Origin of the sequence: Mesorhizobium sp. B2-5-4 (assembly GCF_006441095.1) — a bacterium.
In the GTDB taxonomy this organism is placed as follows: domain Bacteria; phylum Pseudomonadota; class Alphaproteobacteria; order Rhizobiales; family Rhizobiaceae; genus Mesorhizobium; species Mesorhizobium salmacidum.
Genome location: NZ_VFUR01000001.1, coordinates 267,324 through 282,924, shown reverse-complemented (window position 1 = coordinate 282,924; position 15,601 = coordinate 267,324). Strand labels below are relative to the sequence as shown.

Genomic DNA, 15,601 nt, shown 5'->3' with positions numbered 1-15,601 from the left:
GCGTCAAGATCGCCCAAACGGCAATACTGCTTAAATCATAGGCAAATCATGATCTTTTCATGAGCATATTGCCTAAATGAATCGCAGAACCTATTTTGATGAGAACTGAATCGGCAAGCTTCTGAAAAGCAGGGAGACCGGCAATGCAAGTCACGCAATCGCGTCCGTCGGCGAAAATCCTGATGTTCCCGCTGGCAGCGCGCAAATCTGCCTTAAATTTAGGCGCCAAGGCCAAATTCGCGGCAGAGCTTGCCGCGCTTCGCGGCGAGCACGCCGATTCCGATGGCTGGTATCACGAGGCCGCCGTCGAGGAAGAGAACCCGCAACGGAAGAGCTGAAGCCCTCCACGTCGATCTCACATGAAAAAGCCCGGCGCGATCGCTCGCGCCGGGCTTTTCGCTCGTATCGGCCGATCGGCTACTCCTTGGCGTGCAGGTCGGTACCGAGCGTATCCTTGACGAAGATCATGCCGATGATCAGCGTCATTGCCGCGATTACCACCGGATACCAGAGGCCATAATAGATATCGCCCTTGTAGGCGCTGAGCGCGAACACCGTCGCCGGCAGCAGGCCGCCGAACCAGCCATTGCCGATGTGGTAGGGCAATGACATGCCAGTGTAGCGAATGCGAGTCGGGAACATCTCGACAAGGATCGCCGCGATCGGCCCGTAGACCATGGTCACGAACAGCACCAGGATGAACAGGATACCGATTGTCATCGGCCAGTTCACCGCCGCCGGATCGGCGAACATGGCGAAGGCGCCGCCGCCCGGTATGTTGTAGACGGTGACCTCGGGTGCGCCCGCTGCCTCCTCGGTAGTCAAGAGCTTGTCCTTGACCGCCTGATCAATCGGCACAGTCGCCTTCTCACCGGCACGGATCGCGGCAGCGTCCAGCTTCAGTTCCGGGTTGGCGGCAACAAACGCATCGAGTTTCGGGTCCGCAACCTTGATCGCCGCACGCTTCAGCGGATAACCGCCGTCCCGCAGGGACATGTTGACAGCCTTGGCGAAGGCCGCGTCCTTGGCCTTGGCCTGATCGCCGGCGGCGACCGCGTCGTAGGACGCCACCGTCTCTGTACCAATCTTGACTGACGCGGCCGTCCCGGGCGCGGCCGTCGACACCACATCGTACGGAACCGAGTTCTTGGTCAGGAACGAAGTCGCGATGTCGCAGGACGTCGTGAATTTCGCGGTTCCGACCGGATTGAACTGGAACCTGCAGTCGCCGGGTGCTGCCGTCACAGTTGCCCGAGTGCTCTGCTGTGCCTTGGCGAGCGCCGGATTGGCGGCCCAGGTCAATGCCTTGAACAGCGGGAAGGTGCAGACTATGGCAAGCGCCAGGCCAGCCATGATGATCGGCTTGCGGCCGATCTTGTCGGAGAGCCAGCCGAACACGACGAAGAAGATCGAGCCGAGCGCCAGCGCGACGGCGATCATGATGTTGACCGACTGCGCGTCGACCTTCAGCACGTTTTGCAGGAAGAACAGCGCGTAGAACTGGCCATTGTACCAGACGACGGCCTGACCGGCGGTGAGGCCGAGCAGCGCCAGGAGAGCGATCTTTGCGTTTTTCCACTGACCAAAGGCTTCCGAGAGCGGCGCCTTGGAGCCCTTGCCCTCGTCCTTCATCTTCTGGAAGGTCGGGGACTCCGAGAGAGACAACCGGATCCAGATCGAAATGGCGAGCAGCAGGAAAGAGACGATGAAAGGAATGCGCCAACCCCAGGCGGCGTAGCTCTCCTTGCTCAGCGATCCCTGCACAATCAGGATGACGATCAGCGACAGGAACAGGCCGAGCGTCGCTGTCGTCTGGATCCAAGAGGTGTAAAAGCCGCGGCGGTCATCGGGCGCGTGCTCGGCGACATAGGTCGCCGCACCACCATATTCGCCGCCCAGCGCCAAACCCTGCAGCATGCGCAGGGCAATCAGGATCACCGGAGCAGCGATGCCCAGGGTTGCATAGCCGGGCAACAGGCCGACCAGGAAGGTCGACAGGCCCATGATCGTCATGGTGACCAGGAATGTGTATTTGCGGCCGACGAGGTCGCCGATGCGACCGAACAGCAGCGCGCCGAACGGACGCACCAGGAAACCTGCGGCAAAGGCCAGCAGCGCGAAGATGTTGCGCGTTGCCTCGGGAATCGTCGGACTGAAAAAGGTCGAGCCGATGAAAGCCGCCAGCGAGCCGTAGAGATAGAAATCATACCATTCGAAAACGGTGCCGAGCGAGGAAGCGAAGATGACTTTCTTCTCCTCCCGTGTCATGCCCCGGCTCCTTCCGCCGACGGTCGATGCCATTGCCATTGAGTTATCCTCCCGTGAGACCCAGCCCTAGATGCTGTGCGCCAACGTCCGCGTTCTCCTCCGAACGCGGACTCGAAAAGCGCAGCCAGCACATGAAAAATGGCAGAAAGCGCCGGGGAAAGGCACCGCGACGATGGGATTATGACTTTCGTATTAGGTGCAGTGCGAAGGCGGAGCGAAGCGCTCAGGCCCGCAGCGCTTCGAGCAAGCTGACAGCGGCCATCATGTCTCGTTTGCGGGCGGCACGACGCGCGGCTGCTTCGGCGTCCTGTCCCCAATGCGCGATCTGCCAGTCCTCGTCGACATGGCCGGCGGCCCAGGCCTCCTCGCCATCGAGCTCGCCGAAATCGACCGCCAACGCCAGCAATGCCGATCCGGTCAGCGATGTCATGACATGAATGGCGGCCAGGCGCAGCGGCTCGGCGCGCTGCGCCAGATGGCTGCCCAGCACGGCAATGGTTTCGCGCGGCTGCTCGACATGGATGATACCCTCGGCAAGGTTGAAGCGAATCCCAAGCGCGGCGCGTGCCCAGTCGATGACGGGATCCCACTGCTCGTTCTGCCGCGCGACCAGCCCTTGCGGGGCATCGGCGCGGTAACAGAGCAGATCCGACGAGGCAAAACGCAGAATGTCTTCCAGCACCGCCTGAGGATCGCTGGCCACGCCATCGATGGCGGTGTTGACCAGCCGCATCACCGGCATCGTCACCGGATTGATCGTCTCGCCCTGTTCCGCGAACTCGCCGGCAACCAGCGCCGCGGCCGTTTCAGTCGGCAGCGCCAGCAGCGCCTTGCCCGGCGTGCGCACCGGCCTCCCGTCGAGTTGCACCGCAAAACCAGCTTCCACCGGCACGACCGAGACCTCGTTGTAGAAGCGCTTGGGCAGCGGCGTCTTCATCTGGATCTGGGCGCGACGTACCGGATCCGGATCGGAAAGATACTTGCCCGCTTCAAGGTCGTTGAGGATGTCACGCATGAAGTCTCTTTCTCACACCGGTGTCAGCTTGCGTGCCGGCCGGTTGACGATGATCAGCCCCGCCGCAATCAAGCCAAGTGCCAGAAAAATGCGAATGGTCAGCGACTCGTTCAAGATGATCGCACCGCATAAAACTCCGAAGACCGGCGACAGGAAGGTGAAGCTCGACAGCCCTGAGGCCGGATAGCGGCGCAGCAGCCAGAACCACAGCACGTATGTAAAGGCGACGATATAGATCGCCTGGAAAAGCAGCGCCAATGTCGGCAGCAAGGCTGGATCGCGAACGGGTGGGCCAGCGAGAGGCATTACCAACACGCCAACGATCGCCGCGCCGGCGAGTTGATAGAGCAGCAGCTTCTCCGCGCTTGCCTCGACCAGTTTCGATCGTTTGATGAGAATGTTGGTCAGGGCCCAGAAAAATCCGGAACCAAGGCTCAGGAGATCGCCGAACAGCATGTCTCCGCTACCGCCGAGCTTGTCGGAAAAAACGGTGGCGAGACCCGCGAAAGCCAACAGCAGGCCAAGGAACTTGCGCGTGGTGATCTGTTCGCCGAGCAGAAAGTGGCCGCCGATCAGCATCCAGAACGGCATTGAGTTGACCAGCAGCGTGTTGCGGGCAACGGTGGTGTGCTCCAGCCCGACATAGAGGCAAAGGAACTCGACGCCGAAAAGCACGCCGACCGCGATGCCGGCCAGCAATGTCCCATCCCTGGTGAACAGCGCAATGCGGCGCCAGCGGCACCAGAGGAAGACGCAGAAGCCGCCAATGACCGAGCGTGCGATTGACAGGAAGACTGGGTCGTAGCCGGCGTAGGAGATCTTGGCGGCGACGTAGTTCAGGCCCCAGGAAAAGGTCAGCCCGACCATGATGGCGGCGGCGGCCATATCGACCGTGTCGCGCCGATCGAGCGCGTCGGTGGCGCCGCTCACGGTCAATCCTCGGCGCTGGCGTCGTCGAAGCCGATCAGGTTCCAGCTCTGGCGCATGTGCGGCGGCATCGGCGCGGTGACGTCGATAACGCCCTTGTCCGGGTGCGGGATAATGATGCGGCGTGCGTGCAGGTGCAGGCGGTTTTGAATGCCGCCGGGAAAATCCCAGTTGGTGTCGGCTTCGAAGTATTTCGGGTCGCCGATGATCGGGCAGCCGACATAGGCGGCATGGACGCGGAGCTGGTGGGTGCGGCCCGTATAGGGCTCCATCTCCAGCCAGGTCATGGTCTGCGCCGCCTGCTCGATGATGCGGTAGTAGGACACGGCATGGTCGGCGCCCTTTTCACCATGCGCGGCCACGCGCACGCGGTCACCATCCTCTGTCGGCTCCTTGATCAGCCAGGTCGAGATCTTGTCCTCGCGCTTGGGCGGCACGCCTTTGACCAACGCCCAGTAGGTCTTCTTGGTTTCTCGCGCCCGGAACGCCTCCGAGAGCTTCATGGCGGCAAGCCTGGTACGGGCGACAACCAGCACGCCCGACGTATCGCGGTCGAGCCGATGCACCAGCCGCGGCTTCTCGCCCTTCTGGCTGCGCCAGGCTTCCAGCATGTCGTCGACATTGCGCGTGACGCCGGAGCCGCCCTGAACCGCAAGGCCCGCCGGCTTGTTGAAGACGAAGACCTTCGGGTCCTCATGGAGCAGCATCTTGGCGAGCACATCGGCGTCGCCCTGGTTGCGGATCGAGTGGCCCGTGAGCGCGCTCTCGCCCTTCTTGTCCACCTCGAGCGGCGGCACACGCACCATCTGGCCCGGCTCGACGCGGGTGTCGGCCTTGACCCGGCCGCCATCGACGCGGATCTGGCCGGAGCGCAGCAGCTTCTGCAGATGGCCGAAGCCAAGTCCCGGGAAATGCGTCTTGAACCAGCGATCGAGCCGCATGCCCGCCTCGCCGGCCTCCACCGTGATCTGTTCAACGCCTGCCATTTTTCGCTATCCGTTTTCCCGAGCAGGGCTCTTGGCCTGCGCTTGGCGCGGCAATAGCACTAATGCATGCCGGCCAAAACCATAAAGCATGCCATGGCGTGCTTTATGACAGGCTTCTTGCGAGCCAAAGTCCCAGAAATAGGGCAATGATCGCGCCAATGACGCTTGCAAGCGCGTAACCGAACGCAGGCAGCGTGGCTCCCCGTTCCCACAGCGCCGCGAAATCGAGCGAAAAGGCGGAAAAAGTGGTGAAGCCGCCAAGGATGCCGGTGGCGACGAATAGCCTGAGCTCGTTCGATCCGCCGCGGCGCGCCAAAATGGCGATGAACAGGCCCATCGCAAAGGAGCCGAGGATGTTGATCGCCATCGTTCCCCAGGGATAATTGGGGCCGACAAGGCGCAGCGCGCCCATACTGGTCAAATGGCGGATGCCGGCACCGATGCCGCCGCCGACCATAACGAGAAGCAGATTGAACATGGAAGTTTACTGCCTCACACGGTAGCCTCGGTCAATGCCGATCGACCGTCACCACTCAGGCGTTGTCCAGCCTGGATATTTCTTCCTGAATTCGCCTTGCAGGGCATCGATTTCCGGTTTGCTGACCGGACGCATCTGCTCGTAGAGATAGCCGGTAACGTTGCCCGACAGCTGGTATTCCGCAATGCGTCTGTATGCGGCTCCGATGCCTTTCCCCTGAAACAATGTATTGCGCAGGCATTGTAATGCAGATCTGCGCCCCCGGCTGCAGGTGGGTCACTGGCGTTCAGAGACAGGATCTCATAAGATCCAATGTTCAAAATGCATACTAAGATGGCGCGAGCGGCCACCAAAATGCCGCTCCTTGCGCAGCAAGCGGCTGCGCTGCCGGCGGACCAGGCAGCTTCAGCCGCTCTTCAGATCAGGTGGTTTTCGGCTTTGTGGAGCCGATCATCTTCCAGTTCTTATAGAACATCGAATTGATGCGCTCGACGCTCACCGAGACGACCGCAAGCATGCCAGCGATCAGGCGAGGCACCGGGGACGGCCTGATAATATCCATGAACACGCAGTAGCGGCGGCCATCATATTCGTTGACCGAGCGATGCAGCAGCGTGTCGTCGAAAATGAACTGCGGATTGTCGTACCAGTAGTTCTTGACATTGCCGCATTCGACGAAAATCTCAGCTTTCACCGGGATCAGATTGTAGAGGATGCGCAGGCTGAGCCGCAGCGGCCCGAAATGCCAGGAGGTCGATTCGCGCTTGCTGAAGACGGAAACGGCGATCGTCTTGATGTATTTGAAATCCTTGTTGAATTCCTCGACGTTGTCTATCCTGTGCTTGCCGTACCACTGGTAGACATACATGCCGCGCCGGCCGGCGCCGAAATTGGCGTCGATATCGGCGATGATCTCATCCTTGCGCGCCTTGAAGACATCAAGGACCTCGTTGACCTCACGCTGATAGTCGGCGGGAAACTGCTCCAGCTTCCACACGCCCGGATTTCTGTAGCACAGAAGATCGACCAGCAGGTTGAAGGGTGAGAGCAACCAGGTGAAAAGCCCGTTGCCAAGGAAGTAGCCGCTGAACAGCGCCAGATCCTTCCTGTCGTTGCGCAGCACATCGATCAGACCACAGACGATGAAGATCGTCGTCAGGATCGGTATGAAATAGAAGCCAAGGGCAAGAATCGGGATGGCAATAGCGAATTTGCGAAGCGATTTGCGAAGGGTTTTTGTCATTTTTCCACGCGCGATGCGCGATCCTGTTGCGAATGAGGTGCCCAAATCATGGCAACGGCCACCGCCCGACCGTGCGCCTTGATAAGGTTTTTTGGGTCACCGCACAACGGCCATGGTATCCGGCCGGGCTGGCTGCCTGGTGGAGCCTGCCGGGCTGTCAATGCACCGCCGGCAAGCCAAGCTCGTCCCATTTGTCCCTGGCCACGGGATCGCCGACCAGGAACTCACAGCCAATGACGCTTTCGCCGTCCTGTGCGAGCTGGCATTTGAACTTAAAGACTGTACCAGTTTTTGCGGCTGCGAAAAGCCGCACCATCAGCGGCGATCGTCGTGCCGGTGATCTTTTCCTCGGCGGTTGCGTAGGGCACCACTCGCTCCGGCTGGAAATCCGCATGCCATTGGCGGATCTGATCCATAGCCTCGAGATTGCAAAGCTGCGCCATCCCCTCGTCGGATGCGAAGGTCTTGAGATCGGCGCGCGCCTGCCTGCTGCGCGGATCGGCCAGGGTCTTGGCCGACAGCATCCGCGTCGGGCGAATCATGGCAGGCGCGGCGGGCGGTTGAGTTTTGGGCGGGTTCGAAGCAGGCGGTGGCTCTGCCGCCCACGCCTCCGGCACCGCCGCAGCGGCGGAGGCCGGCGGCGGTCTCGCCGATGCCTCGAACTGTTCAGGCGCCAGGATGTTGACCGACACCCGCTCTTCCTCCAGCCGCTTCGGCCGCTTCGGCAACGGCATCAATGCCAGTGTCGCGGCGAACAGTGTATGGAGGACGACCGAAGTTGAAATGCCCCAGGGCGAAGCCTCGTCCCGAAGCGTGACGACCACCGGGCGACGCAAATCGGCTATTCCCGCTCTTTGCGCAGCTTTGCCCAGTAGTCGAGCCGCTTTCTGATATCGCGCTCGAAACCACGCTCAGGCGGATCGTAAAAGGTCTGTCGACCCATCTTTTCGGGAAAATAGTCCTGGCCTGAAAAGGCGTCCGGCTCATCATGGTCGTAACGGTAGCCGGCGCCGTAGTCCTCCTCTTTCATCAGCTTGGTCGGTGCGTTGAGGATATGCTTGGGCGGCAGCAGTGAGCCATGTTCCTTCGCGGCCCGCGTGGCTGCCTTGAAGGCCGTATAGACGGCGTTGGATTTGGGCGCGGTGGCGAGATAAACGGTGGCCTCGGCGAAAGCGAGTTCGCCCTCCGGAGAACCGAGATAGTCATAGGCATCCTTGGCGGCATTGGCGATGACCAGTGCCTGCGGATCGGCAAGCCCGATGTCCTCCATCGCCATGCGTACCAGCCGGCGGCCGAGATAGAGCGGATCCTCGCCGGCATCGAACATGCGCGCGAGATAGTAGAGTGCGGCATCCGGATCCGAGCCGCGCACCGACTTGTGCAGCGCCGAGATCAGGTTGTAATGGCCATCCTGGCCCTTGTCGTAGATCGGCGCACGGCGCTGGACGATGCGCTGCAGCCCTTCGGGATCGAATATCTCGCCAGGCTTGGCGGCACGCCAGACTTCCTCGGCCAGCGTCAGCGATGCGCGCCCGTCGCCATCGCTCATGCGGATGAGCATCGCCCGCGCCTCGTCATCGAGCGGCAGCGCCCTGCCCTCTGTCTCCTCCGCCCGCGTCATCAGCTTGGCGATACTGTCTTCGCCGAGCGAATGGAAGACCATGACCCGCGCGCGCGATAACAAGGCCGCGTTGAGTTCGAAGGACGGGTTTTCGGTTGTGGCGCCGACCAGGACGACCGTCCCATCCTCCATGACGGGGAGAAAAGAATCCTGCTGGGCACGGTTGAAGCGGTGGATCTCGTCAACGAAAAGCAGGGTTTGGCGGCCGTTGGCGCGGCGCAACTTGGCCGCCTCGAACACTTTCTTCAGATCGGCGACGCCGGAAAAGACGGCCGATATCTGCTCGAAGGCAAGGCTGGTCTCGCCGGCGAGCAGCCTCGCCACCGTGGTCTTGCCGGTGCCGGGCGGCCCCCAGAAGATCATCGAGCCCAGCGAACCGGAGCCGATCAGCCGGGTCAGCGCGCCATCGGGGCCCGTCAAATGCTCCTGGCCGACGACCTCGCCAAGGTTCTTCGGACGCAACCTGTCGGCCAGCGGCCGCCCGGGCGGCACCTTATCCGGTTCGTCGACGCTGAACAGATCGGCCATGCACTTCCTCAGAGCAATCCCAGGAAAACCGTGAAGCGGTTTTCCGTCCGGAATTGCGTCAAAACAAGGAGATAGAGCAGATCGGCGTTTCGGCAAAACGCTGATCCGCTGTAAGTTTGAAGCGCGATCCCTTCAGGGGCTCGAACTCAGTAACGCAATACCTGGCGCAGTATCTGCCCACCGCGCTCGACGGTAAAGCGCCACCAGCGCGTATCCTGCTGCGCTACCTGCGCCAGCGTTGCGGCGGTGTCGATGCTGGTGCCGTTGACCTCGCGCACGACGTCGCCCGGCTGGAAGCCGAAATCGGCGGCCGGCGAATCACGGTTGATGTCGATCACGGTCACGCCCTTGAGATCGGTGCGCAGGCCGAGCTTCTGGGCAAGCCGCGGCGACAGTTCCGAGACCTTGGCGCCCGAGAACGGGCTGCGGCCATGCAGCGTCACTTCCGAGGCTTTTGCCCCCTCCGGCGCGCGCTCCAGCGCGATGTCCATCGCCGCCTGCTGGCCCTTGGTCAGGATCGCGAAATTTGCCTTGGTGCCGATCGACAGCGTCGCCATGCGATAGTCCAGCGCCTCGATGCTCTCGACCGGCTTGCCGTTGATCTGCAGCACGACATCGCCCGGCTTCAGCCCTGCCTTGCCGGCGGGACCCGTCGCGTCGACCGAGGAGACCAGCGCCCCGATTGGCTTTTCCATGCCGAGCGATTCGGCGATCTGCGGCGTCACCGCTTCGAATTCGGCGCCGATATAGGGCCGTTCGAAGAAATCGAGGCCGGCCTTGGCGGCATCGGCGAAAGCCCGCACCATATTGGCGGGGATGGCAAACCCGATACCGATCGAGCCGCCGCTGCGGCTGTAGATGGCGGTGTTGATGCCCACAAGTTGGCCGCCCATATTGATCAGCGCACCGCCGGAATTGCCGGGATTGATGGCGGCATCGGTCTGGATGAAATAGCCAGAGTCCGAAACGCCGATATGGCTGCGAGCAAGGGCGGAAACGATACCGCTGGTGGTGGTCTGGCCGACGCCGAAGGGATTGCCGATGGCCAGCACCAGGTCGCCGACCTCGAGCGCGTCGGAATCGCCGATGGCGATGACCGGAAACGGCTTGTCGGACTCGATCTTGAGCACGGCCAGATCGAGCGTTTCGTCCTTGAGCATCACCTTGCTGGCGAATTCGCGGCCGTCGGCGGTCGCCACCTTGACCTCGTCGGCGTCCTTGATGACATGGAAGTTGGTGACGATGACACCGCTCGGATCGACCAGCACGCCCGAGCCCAGCGAAGACTGCGCACGCGGCTGGGCGCGGCCGAAAAACTCCTCGAAGAAGGGATCGCCTTCGAAAGGCGAGGTCACCTTGGCCGTCTGCGAGGCATAGACATTGACCACGGCCGGCGCCGTCTGCTTGACCAGCGGCGCGAAGGAAAGCTGGACCTCCTCGCGGCCGAACGGCACGCGCTTGTCCGGGCCGGAAGTGGCATTCTCGCCTTCGACGCCATGCAACAAGTCGGTCAGTACATCGGAGAGCCCCGGATCTGCTGGCTTGGCGGCGTCCTCGGCCAGCGCCTGCCGGACTGCCGGTGCGGCTGCGAACACCATGAAGGCGCAGAGCAGAACAAGGGACAGTTTTTTGGCGCGCATTGCGAATCCTCCAAGCGAGTTCGGGCGCATTGTCCCGACGAATGTGCAAAATGAAAGGCTAAGCCGCTGAAATCCGATTATTTTCGCGGCAATCAATATTTTTGGGTACGCCTTGCGCGCGGAACATGAAAAAGGGGCCCGCGGGCCCCTTTAACTCAATCTGGAAAGACGAAACCTTATGCGGCTGCGGCTTCGTCCGTGCCTTCGGCTTCGATGCGGGCGCGGTCGCCGGCGCCCTTGGCCGAGGTGTCGCGGTCGACGAACTCGATGACCGCCATCGCGGCATTGTCGCCGTGACGGAAGCCGGCCTTCATGATGCGCAAATAGCCGCCGTTGCGGGTGGCGTAGCGCGGGGCGATGGTATCGAACAGGCGCTTGACGACGCCTTCATTGCCGATCTGCGCGATCACCTGGCGGCGGGCGTGCAGGTCGCCGCGCTTGCCGAGCGTCACCAGCTTTTCGACGATTGGACGCAGGTCCTTCGCCTTCGGCAAGGTGGTGACGATCTGCTCGTGCTCGAGCAGCGACACCGCCAGGTTGGCGAACATCGACTTGCGGTGGCTTATGCTGCGGGCGAAGCGGCGGCCTTTGAAACCGTGGCGCATGGCTCTCTTCCTTCTTCAATTCAAGAGGCCACGGCCTCTGATGGTTTTCCGCACGACCGTCGGATCGAGCGGCTCACGCCGCCGATCCTTGGAGTTCATGCTCAATATTGGTCTTCGTAACGCTTTGCGAGGTCTTCGATGTTTTCCGGCGGCCAGTCCGGCACTTCCATACCGAGGTGCAGGCCCATCGCCGCCAGAACTTCCTTGATCTCGTTCAGCGACTTGCGGCCGAAGTTCGGGGTGCGCAGCATCTCGGCTTCGGTCTTCTGGATGAGATCGCCGATGTAGACGATGTTGTCGTTCTTCAAGCAGTTGGCCGAACGCACCGAAAGCTCGAGTTCGTCGACCTTCTTGAGCAGCGCCGGATTGAAGGCGAGCTCGGTGACGGCTTCCGCGGCGACTTCCTTCTGCGGCTCGTCGAAGTTGACGAACAGGCCAAGCTGGTCCTGCAGGATGCGGGCGGCGAAAGCCACCGCATCCTCGCCCGAGATCGAACCGTCGGTCTCGATGGTCATGGTCAGCTTGTCATAGTCGAGAACCTGGCCCTCGCGGGTGTTCTCGACCTTGTAGGAGACCTTCTTGACCGGCGAATACAAGCTATCGACCGGGATCAGGCCGATCGGCGCGTCTTCGGCGCGGTTGCGCTCCGCAGGCACATAGCCCTTGCCCGTGTCGACGGTGAATTCCATGCGGATTTCAGCGCCTTCGTCCAGCGTGCAGATGACGTGGTCGGGGTTGAGGATCTCGACGTCGCCAACCGTCTGGATGTCGCCGGCCAGAACCGCGCCCGGGCCCTGCTTGCGCACGACCATGCGCTTGGGGCCATCGCCTTCCATGCGGATGGCGATTTCCTTGATATTCAAGACGATGTCGGTCACGTCCTCGCGCACGCCGGCGATGGACGAGAATTCATGCAGAACACCGTCGATCTGCACGGCGGTGACAGCCGCACCGCGCAGCGAAGACAGGAGCACGCGGCGCAGCGCGTTGCCGAGCGTCAGGCCAAAGCCGCGTTCGAGCGGCTCAGCGACCAGCGTGGTCAGCGTCTTCTTCTTCGACGAGAACTCGATCTTGTTCGGCTTGATCAGTTCCTGCCAATTTTTCTGGATCATGATGCTTTCCTTCCGTTGACCCACCACCATCCAATCGTGGCGGGCGACCTGGAATACCGCGGAGGAGCGCCTTGGGCGCTCACGCGGCGTTCGATAAATTGCTTAGACGCGGCGCTTCTTGCGCGGGCGGCAGCCATTGTGCGGGATCGGCGTCACATCACGGATCGAGGTGATGGTGAAGCCAGCCGCCTGCAGGGCGCGCAGCGCCGATTCACGACCGGAGCCCGGTCCGCAGACCTCGACTTCAAGCATGCGCATGCCGTGTTCCTGGGCCTTCTTGGCAACGTCCTCGGCAGCCATCTGGGCGGCGAACGGGGTCGACTTGCGCGAACCCTTGAAGCCCTGGGCACCGGCCGACGACCAGGCGATCGAATTGCCCTGCGCGTCGGTAATGGTGATCATCGTGTTGTTGAAGGTCGAATTGACATGGGCAACGCCCGACGAGATGTTCTTGCGTTCGCGGCGGCGAACACGTGCGGCTTCCTTGGCCATGGTAGTCCTTTCAGTTGATCTCTACACCGCCGTAATGCCAGCGGCTCCACCTGGAAAAGTGAATAGTGAATTGGTGAGTAGTGACGAGGTGCAGGCGTTAACGCCGGTTCTCACTACTCACTAACAGCTATACTCACCCCCAATTACTTCTTCTTGCCGGCGATCGACTTGGCCGGGCCCTTGCGGGTACGTGCATTGGTGTGCGTGCGCTGACCGCGAACCGGCAGCGAGCGGCGGTGACGCAGGCCGCGATAGCAGCCGAGATCCATCAGGCGCTTGATGTTCATCGACACTTCGCGGCGCAGGTCGCCTTCGACCTGGTAATCGCGGTCGATGGTCTCGCGGATCTGCAGCACTTCCGCGTCGGTCAGCTGGTTGACGCGGCGCTCGGCCGGGATGCCGACCTTGTCGACGATCTCCTGGGCGAACTTCTTGCCAATGCCGTGAATGTACTGAAGCGCGATGACGACGCGCTTGTTGGTCGGAATGTTGACGCCGGCTATACGAGCCATGTTCTTCTCTTCTCCATATGGGCCGGCCAACCCTCAAAAAGGCAGATCCGGCGCTATCCACATTGCCCCGCGTCCGGTGGAGGCCGGCCCTTGCGGGAGTTTCCAGTTCAAAGCGACTGCCTTGCCCTTGCGGGCAAGCAAAGTGCGCACCTGATAGGAAGACGGGCCGCCATACCGCAGCGAGCCGCCTCCGTCAAGCTTAATCTTTAAATTCCCTTACCGCGCCTTCGCCGCCGCCACGACCACGGCTTCGATCTCCGCGGTCACCGCGTCGATACTGGCCATGCCGTCCACGGTCTTGAGCTTGCCCTTGGCGTAATAGTAGCCCGTCAGCGGAGCGGTTTTCTTGTAGTACTCCCGCAGGCGCTCTTCGAACACAGCGGGATTGTCGTCCTTGCGCACCGGCTGGCCAGCCGCCTTGGCATCATCGGCGCGCTTGACGATCCGACCGACCAGGGCCCTGTCGTCGACGACAAGTTCGATGACCGTATCGAGACTAATGCCGCGCTCCGAGAGCATCGATTCGACCGCATCGGCCTGCACCAGCGTACGCGGATAACCATCGAGGATGAAACCCCTGGCGCAGTCGGCCTGATCAATACGCTCAGCGACAATGGCGTTGACGATGGCGTCCGAGACCAGCTCGCCGGCATCCATCACCGCCTTGGCGCGCTTGCCGACCTCGGTACCCGCCTGGACGGCGGCACGCAGCATGTCACCCGTCGAGAGCTGGGGTATGCCGTGTTTTTCTACCAGTCTTTGTGCTTGTGTCCCCTTGCCCGCCCCCGGCGGCCCAAGCAAAATCAACCTCATCTGGCTTTCTTCCCCCCGCGCAGCTTCGACTTCTTGATCAGCCCTTCATACTGGTGCGCGATCAGGTGACCCTGAATCTGCGCAACCGTATCGAGCGTGACACTGACCACGATCAGAAGCGATGTGCCACCAAGGTAGAATGGTACGCCAGTCGCCGAGATCAGGAACTCCGGCAGCAGGCACACCAGCACCAGGTAGATGGCGCCGACGACGGTGATGCGGGTGAGAACGTAATCGATGTAGTCGGCGGTGCGCTCGCCCGGGCGGTAGCCCGGGATGAAGCCCGAATGCTTCTTGAGCTGGTCGGCGGTGTCCTTCGGATTGAAGACAATCGCGGTATAGAAGAAGGCGAAGAACACGATCATCGCCGCGTAGAAAGCCATGTAGAGCGGCTGGCCGTGGCCGAGCGAGGCCAGGATGGTGCTCGCCCAGGCCGGCATGTTGGTCGTCTGCGAGAAGCCGGCGACGGTGGCCGGCAGCAGGAGCAGCGACGACGCGAAGATCGGCGGGATGACGCCCGACGTGTTGAGCTTGAGCGGCAGGTGCGAGGTATCGCCCTGGAACATGCGGTTGCCGACCTGGCGCTTCGGATACTGGATCAGCAGGCGGCGCTGCGCGCGCTCGAAGAAGACGATGAGCGCGATGACGACAATGGCCAGCACGATGATCGCCAGGATCAGGCCGGTCGACAGCGCGCCGGTGCGGCCAAGTTCCAGCGTGCCGGAAATGGCACGCGGCAGGCCGGCGACGATGCCGGAGAAGATGATCAGTGAAATGCCGTTGCCGATGCCGCGCGCGGTGATCTGTTCGCCAAGCCACATCAGGAACATGGTGCCGCCGACCAGCGTGACGACGGTCGAGAGACGGAAGAACATGCCGGGATCATTGACGATGCCGTTACCGTTCTCCAGCCCGACCGAAATGCCGTAAGCCTGCACCAGCGCCAGGAGCACGGTGCCGTAGCGCGTGTATTGGTTGATGACCTTGCGGCCCTGCTCGCCTTCCTTCTTAAGCCCTTCCAGCGAGGGAATGACCGAGGTCATCAGCTGCATGATGATGGAGGCGGAGATATAGGGCATGATGCCGAGCGCGAAGATCGCCATTCGCTGCACGGCACCGCCGGCGAACATGTTGAACATGCCGAGCACGCCCTTGCTCTGCGAGGAGAAAGCCTGGGCGAAGGCGTCGGGATTGATGCCGGGAAGCGGGATATAGGTGCCGAGGCGATAGACGAGCAACGCGCCGATGGTGAACCAGATGCGCTTCTTCAGGTCCTCCGCCTTGGCGAAGGCCGAGAAATTCAGATTCGAGGCTAGTTGTTCAGCAGCCGAAGCCATGCCTGATTCTCCGCTTGGTAACGC

Annotated in this window: 16 protein-coding genes; 1 reads left to right on the top strand and 15 read right to left on the bottom strand. The window is 61.8% G+C overall.

What is annotated here, in order from left to right:
* Positions 1-143 precede the first annotated feature (143 nt).
* The gene (locus tag FJ492_RS01435) at positions 144-338 is read left to right on the top strand and encodes a DUF2735 domain-containing protein (RefSeq protein ID WP_140505229.1); all 195 of its coding nucleotides are present in this window, start codon (positions 144-146) and stop codon (positions 336-338) included.
* Between the two features lie 79 nt (positions 339-417).
* Here FJ492_RS01435 and FJ492_RS01430 read toward each other — a convergent pair whose 3' ends face one another.
* The 15 genes from FJ492_RS01430 to secY form a co-directional block, all read right to left on the bottom strand.
* Positions 418-2,307, bottom strand: a complete 1,890-nt coding sequence (locus FJ492_RS01430) for an MFS transporter (RefSeq protein WP_140505228.1) — start codon at positions 2,305-2,307, stop codon at positions 418-420.
* Between the two features lie 184 nt (positions 2,308-2,491).
* Positions 2,492-3,283, bottom strand: a complete 792-nt coding sequence (locus tag FJ492_RS01425; RefSeq protein WP_140768127.1) for an ATP12 family chaperone protein — start codon at positions 3,281-3,283, stop codon at positions 2,492-2,494.
* A gap of 12 nt (positions 3,284-3,295) precedes the next feature.
* Entirely contained in the window at positions 3,296-4,168 is an 873-nt protein-coding gene (locus tag FJ492_RS01420) for a DMT family transporter (RefSeq protein WP_181166563.1), read from the bottom strand.
* 47 nt (positions 4,169-4,215) lie between these two features.
* A complete protein-coding gene (locus FJ492_RS01415) occupies positions 4,216-5,196 on the bottom strand; it encodes an RluA family pseudouridine synthase (RefSeq protein WP_140768123.1) in 981 nt (326 codons plus the stop codon).
* A gap of 103 nt (positions 5,197-5,299) precedes the next feature.
* Complete coding sequence (gene crcB / locus FJ492_RS01410) at positions 5,300-5,674, bottom strand: fluoride efflux transporter CrcB (protein ID WP_140768121.1); 375 nt, start codon at positions 5,672-5,674, stop codon at positions 5,300-5,302.
* A 421-nt stretch (positions 5,675-6,095) separates the two neighbouring features.
* Positions 6,096-6,917, bottom strand: a complete 822-nt coding sequence (locus FJ492_RS01400; RefSeq protein ID WP_181166124.1) for an aspartyl/asparaginyl beta-hydroxylase domain-containing protein — start codon at positions 6,915-6,917, stop codon at positions 6,096-6,098.
* Positions 6,918-7,189: 272 nt separating this feature from the next.
* Positions 7,190-7,651: a DUF930 domain-containing protein gene (locus tag FJ492_RS29040; protein WP_246675848.1), complete on the bottom strand. Its 462-nt coding sequence runs from the start codon at positions 7,649-7,651 to the stop codon at positions 7,190-7,192.
* 107 nt (positions 7,652-7,758) lie between these two features.
* Positions 7,759-9,066, bottom strand: a complete 1,308-nt coding sequence (locus FJ492_RS01390) for a replication-associated recombination protein A (RefSeq protein ID WP_140752473.1) — start codon at positions 9,064-9,066, stop codon at positions 7,759-7,761.
* Positions 9,067-9,212: 146 nt separating this feature from the next.
* A complete protein-coding gene (locus FJ492_RS01385) occupies positions 9,213-10,706 on the bottom strand; it encodes a DegQ family serine endoprotease (protein WP_140711506.1) in 1,494 nt (497 codons plus the stop codon).
* 176 nt (positions 10,707-10,882) lie between these two features.
* The gene (rplQ, locus tag FJ492_RS01380) at positions 10,883-11,311 is read right to left on the bottom strand and encodes a 50S ribosomal protein L17 (RefSeq protein ID WP_027145580.1); all 429 of its coding nucleotides are present in this window, start codon (positions 11,309-11,311) and stop codon (positions 10,883-10,885) included.
* Between the two features lie 101 nt (positions 11,312-11,412).
* On the bottom strand, positions 11,413-12,423 hold the full coding sequence (locus FJ492_RS01375) for a DNA-directed RNA polymerase subunit alpha (protein WP_006205443.1): 1,011 nt from the start codon (positions 12,421-12,423) through the stop codon (positions 11,413-11,415).
* Positions 12,424-12,525: 102 nt separating this feature from the next.
* A complete protein-coding gene (rpsK, locus tag FJ492_RS01370) occupies positions 12,526-12,915 on the bottom strand; it encodes a 30S ribosomal protein S11 (RefSeq protein ID WP_006205444.1) in 390 nt (129 codons plus the stop codon).
* 143 nt (positions 12,916-13,058) lie between these two features.
* Positions 13,059-13,427 carry a 30S ribosomal protein S13 gene (gene rpsM / locus FJ492_RS01365; RefSeq protein WP_006205445.1) on the bottom strand — a complete coding sequence of 123 codons (369 nt, stop codon included), beginning with the start codon at positions 13,425-13,427 and terminating at the stop codon, positions 13,059-13,061.
* Between the two features lie 216 nt (positions 13,428-13,643).
* The gene (locus FJ492_RS01360) at positions 13,644-14,240 is read right to left on the bottom strand and encodes an adenylate kinase (RefSeq protein WP_140768119.1); all 597 of its coding nucleotides are present in this window, start codon (positions 14,238-14,240) and stop codon (positions 13,644-13,646) included.
* Positions 14,237-15,577, bottom strand: a complete 1,341-nt coding sequence (secY, locus tag FJ492_RS01355) for a preprotein translocase subunit SecY (RefSeq protein ID WP_027145578.1) — start codon at positions 15,575-15,577, stop codon at positions 14,237-14,239. The genes FJ492_RS01360 and secY overlap by 4 nt, the downstream gene beginning before the upstream one ends.
* Positions 15,578-15,601: the final 24 nt, after the last annotated feature.

Coding starts and splice junctions, on each gene's coding strand:
- FJ492_RS01415 (WP_140768123.1), bottom strand. CDS start 5,196: ATGGCAGGCGTTGAACAGATCACGGTGGAGGCCGGCGAGGCGGGCATG.
- FJ492_RS29040 (WP_246675848.1), bottom strand. CDS start 7,651: ATGCCGTTGCCGAAGCGGCCGAAGCGGCTGGAGGAAGAGCGGGTGTCG.
- FJ492_RS01400 (WP_181166124.1), bottom strand. CDS start 6,917: ATGACAAAAACCCTTCGCAAATCGCTTCGCAAATTCGCTATTGCCATC.
- rplQ (WP_027145580.1), bottom strand. CDS start 11,311: ATGCGCCACGGTTTCAAAGGCCGCCGCTTCGCCCGCAGCATAAGCCAC.
- FJ492_RS01390 (WP_140752473.1), bottom strand. CDS start 9,066: ATGGCCGATCTGTTCAGCGTCGACGAACCGGATAAGGTGCCGCCCGGG.
- FJ492_RS01360 (WP_140768119.1), bottom strand. CDS start 14,240: ATGAGGTTGATTTTGCTTGGGCCGCCGGGGGCGGGCAAGGGGACACAA.
- FJ492_RS01435 (WP_140505229.1), top strand. CDS start 144: ATGCAAGTCACGCAATCGCGTCCGTCGGCGAAAATCCTGATGTTCCCG.
- crcB (WP_140768121.1), bottom strand. CDS start 5,674: ATGTTCAATCTGCTTCTCGTTATGGTCGGCGGCGGCATCGGTGCCGGC.
- FJ492_RS01375 (WP_006205443.1), bottom strand. CDS start 12,423: ATGATCCAGAAAAATTGGCAGGAACTGATCAAGCCGAACAAGATCGAG.
- FJ492_RS01425 (WP_140768127.1), bottom strand. CDS start 3,283: ATGCGTGACATCCTCAACGACCTTGAAGCGGGCAAGTATCTTTCCGAT.
- rpsK (WP_006205444.1), bottom strand. CDS start 12,915: ATGGCCAAGGAAGCCGCACGTGTTCGCCGCCGCGAACGCAAGAACATC.
- FJ492_RS01420 (WP_181166563.1), bottom strand. CDS start 4,168: ATGGCCGCCGCCGCCATCATGGTCGGGCTGACCTTTTCCTGGGGCCTG.
- rpsM (WP_006205445.1), bottom strand. CDS start 13,427: ATGGCTCGTATAGCCGGCGTCAACATTCCGACCAACAAGCGCGTCGTC.
- FJ492_RS01385 (WP_140711506.1), bottom strand. CDS start 10,706: ATGCGCGCCAAAAAACTGTCCCTTGTTCTGCTCTGCGCCTTCATGGTG.
- FJ492_RS01430 (WP_140505228.1), bottom strand. CDS start 2,307: ATGGCAATGGCATCGACCGTCGGCGGAAGGAGCCGGGGCATGACACGG.
- secY (WP_027145578.1), bottom strand. CDS start 15,577: ATGGCTTCGGCTGCTGAACAACTAGCCTCGAATCTGAATTTCTCGGCC.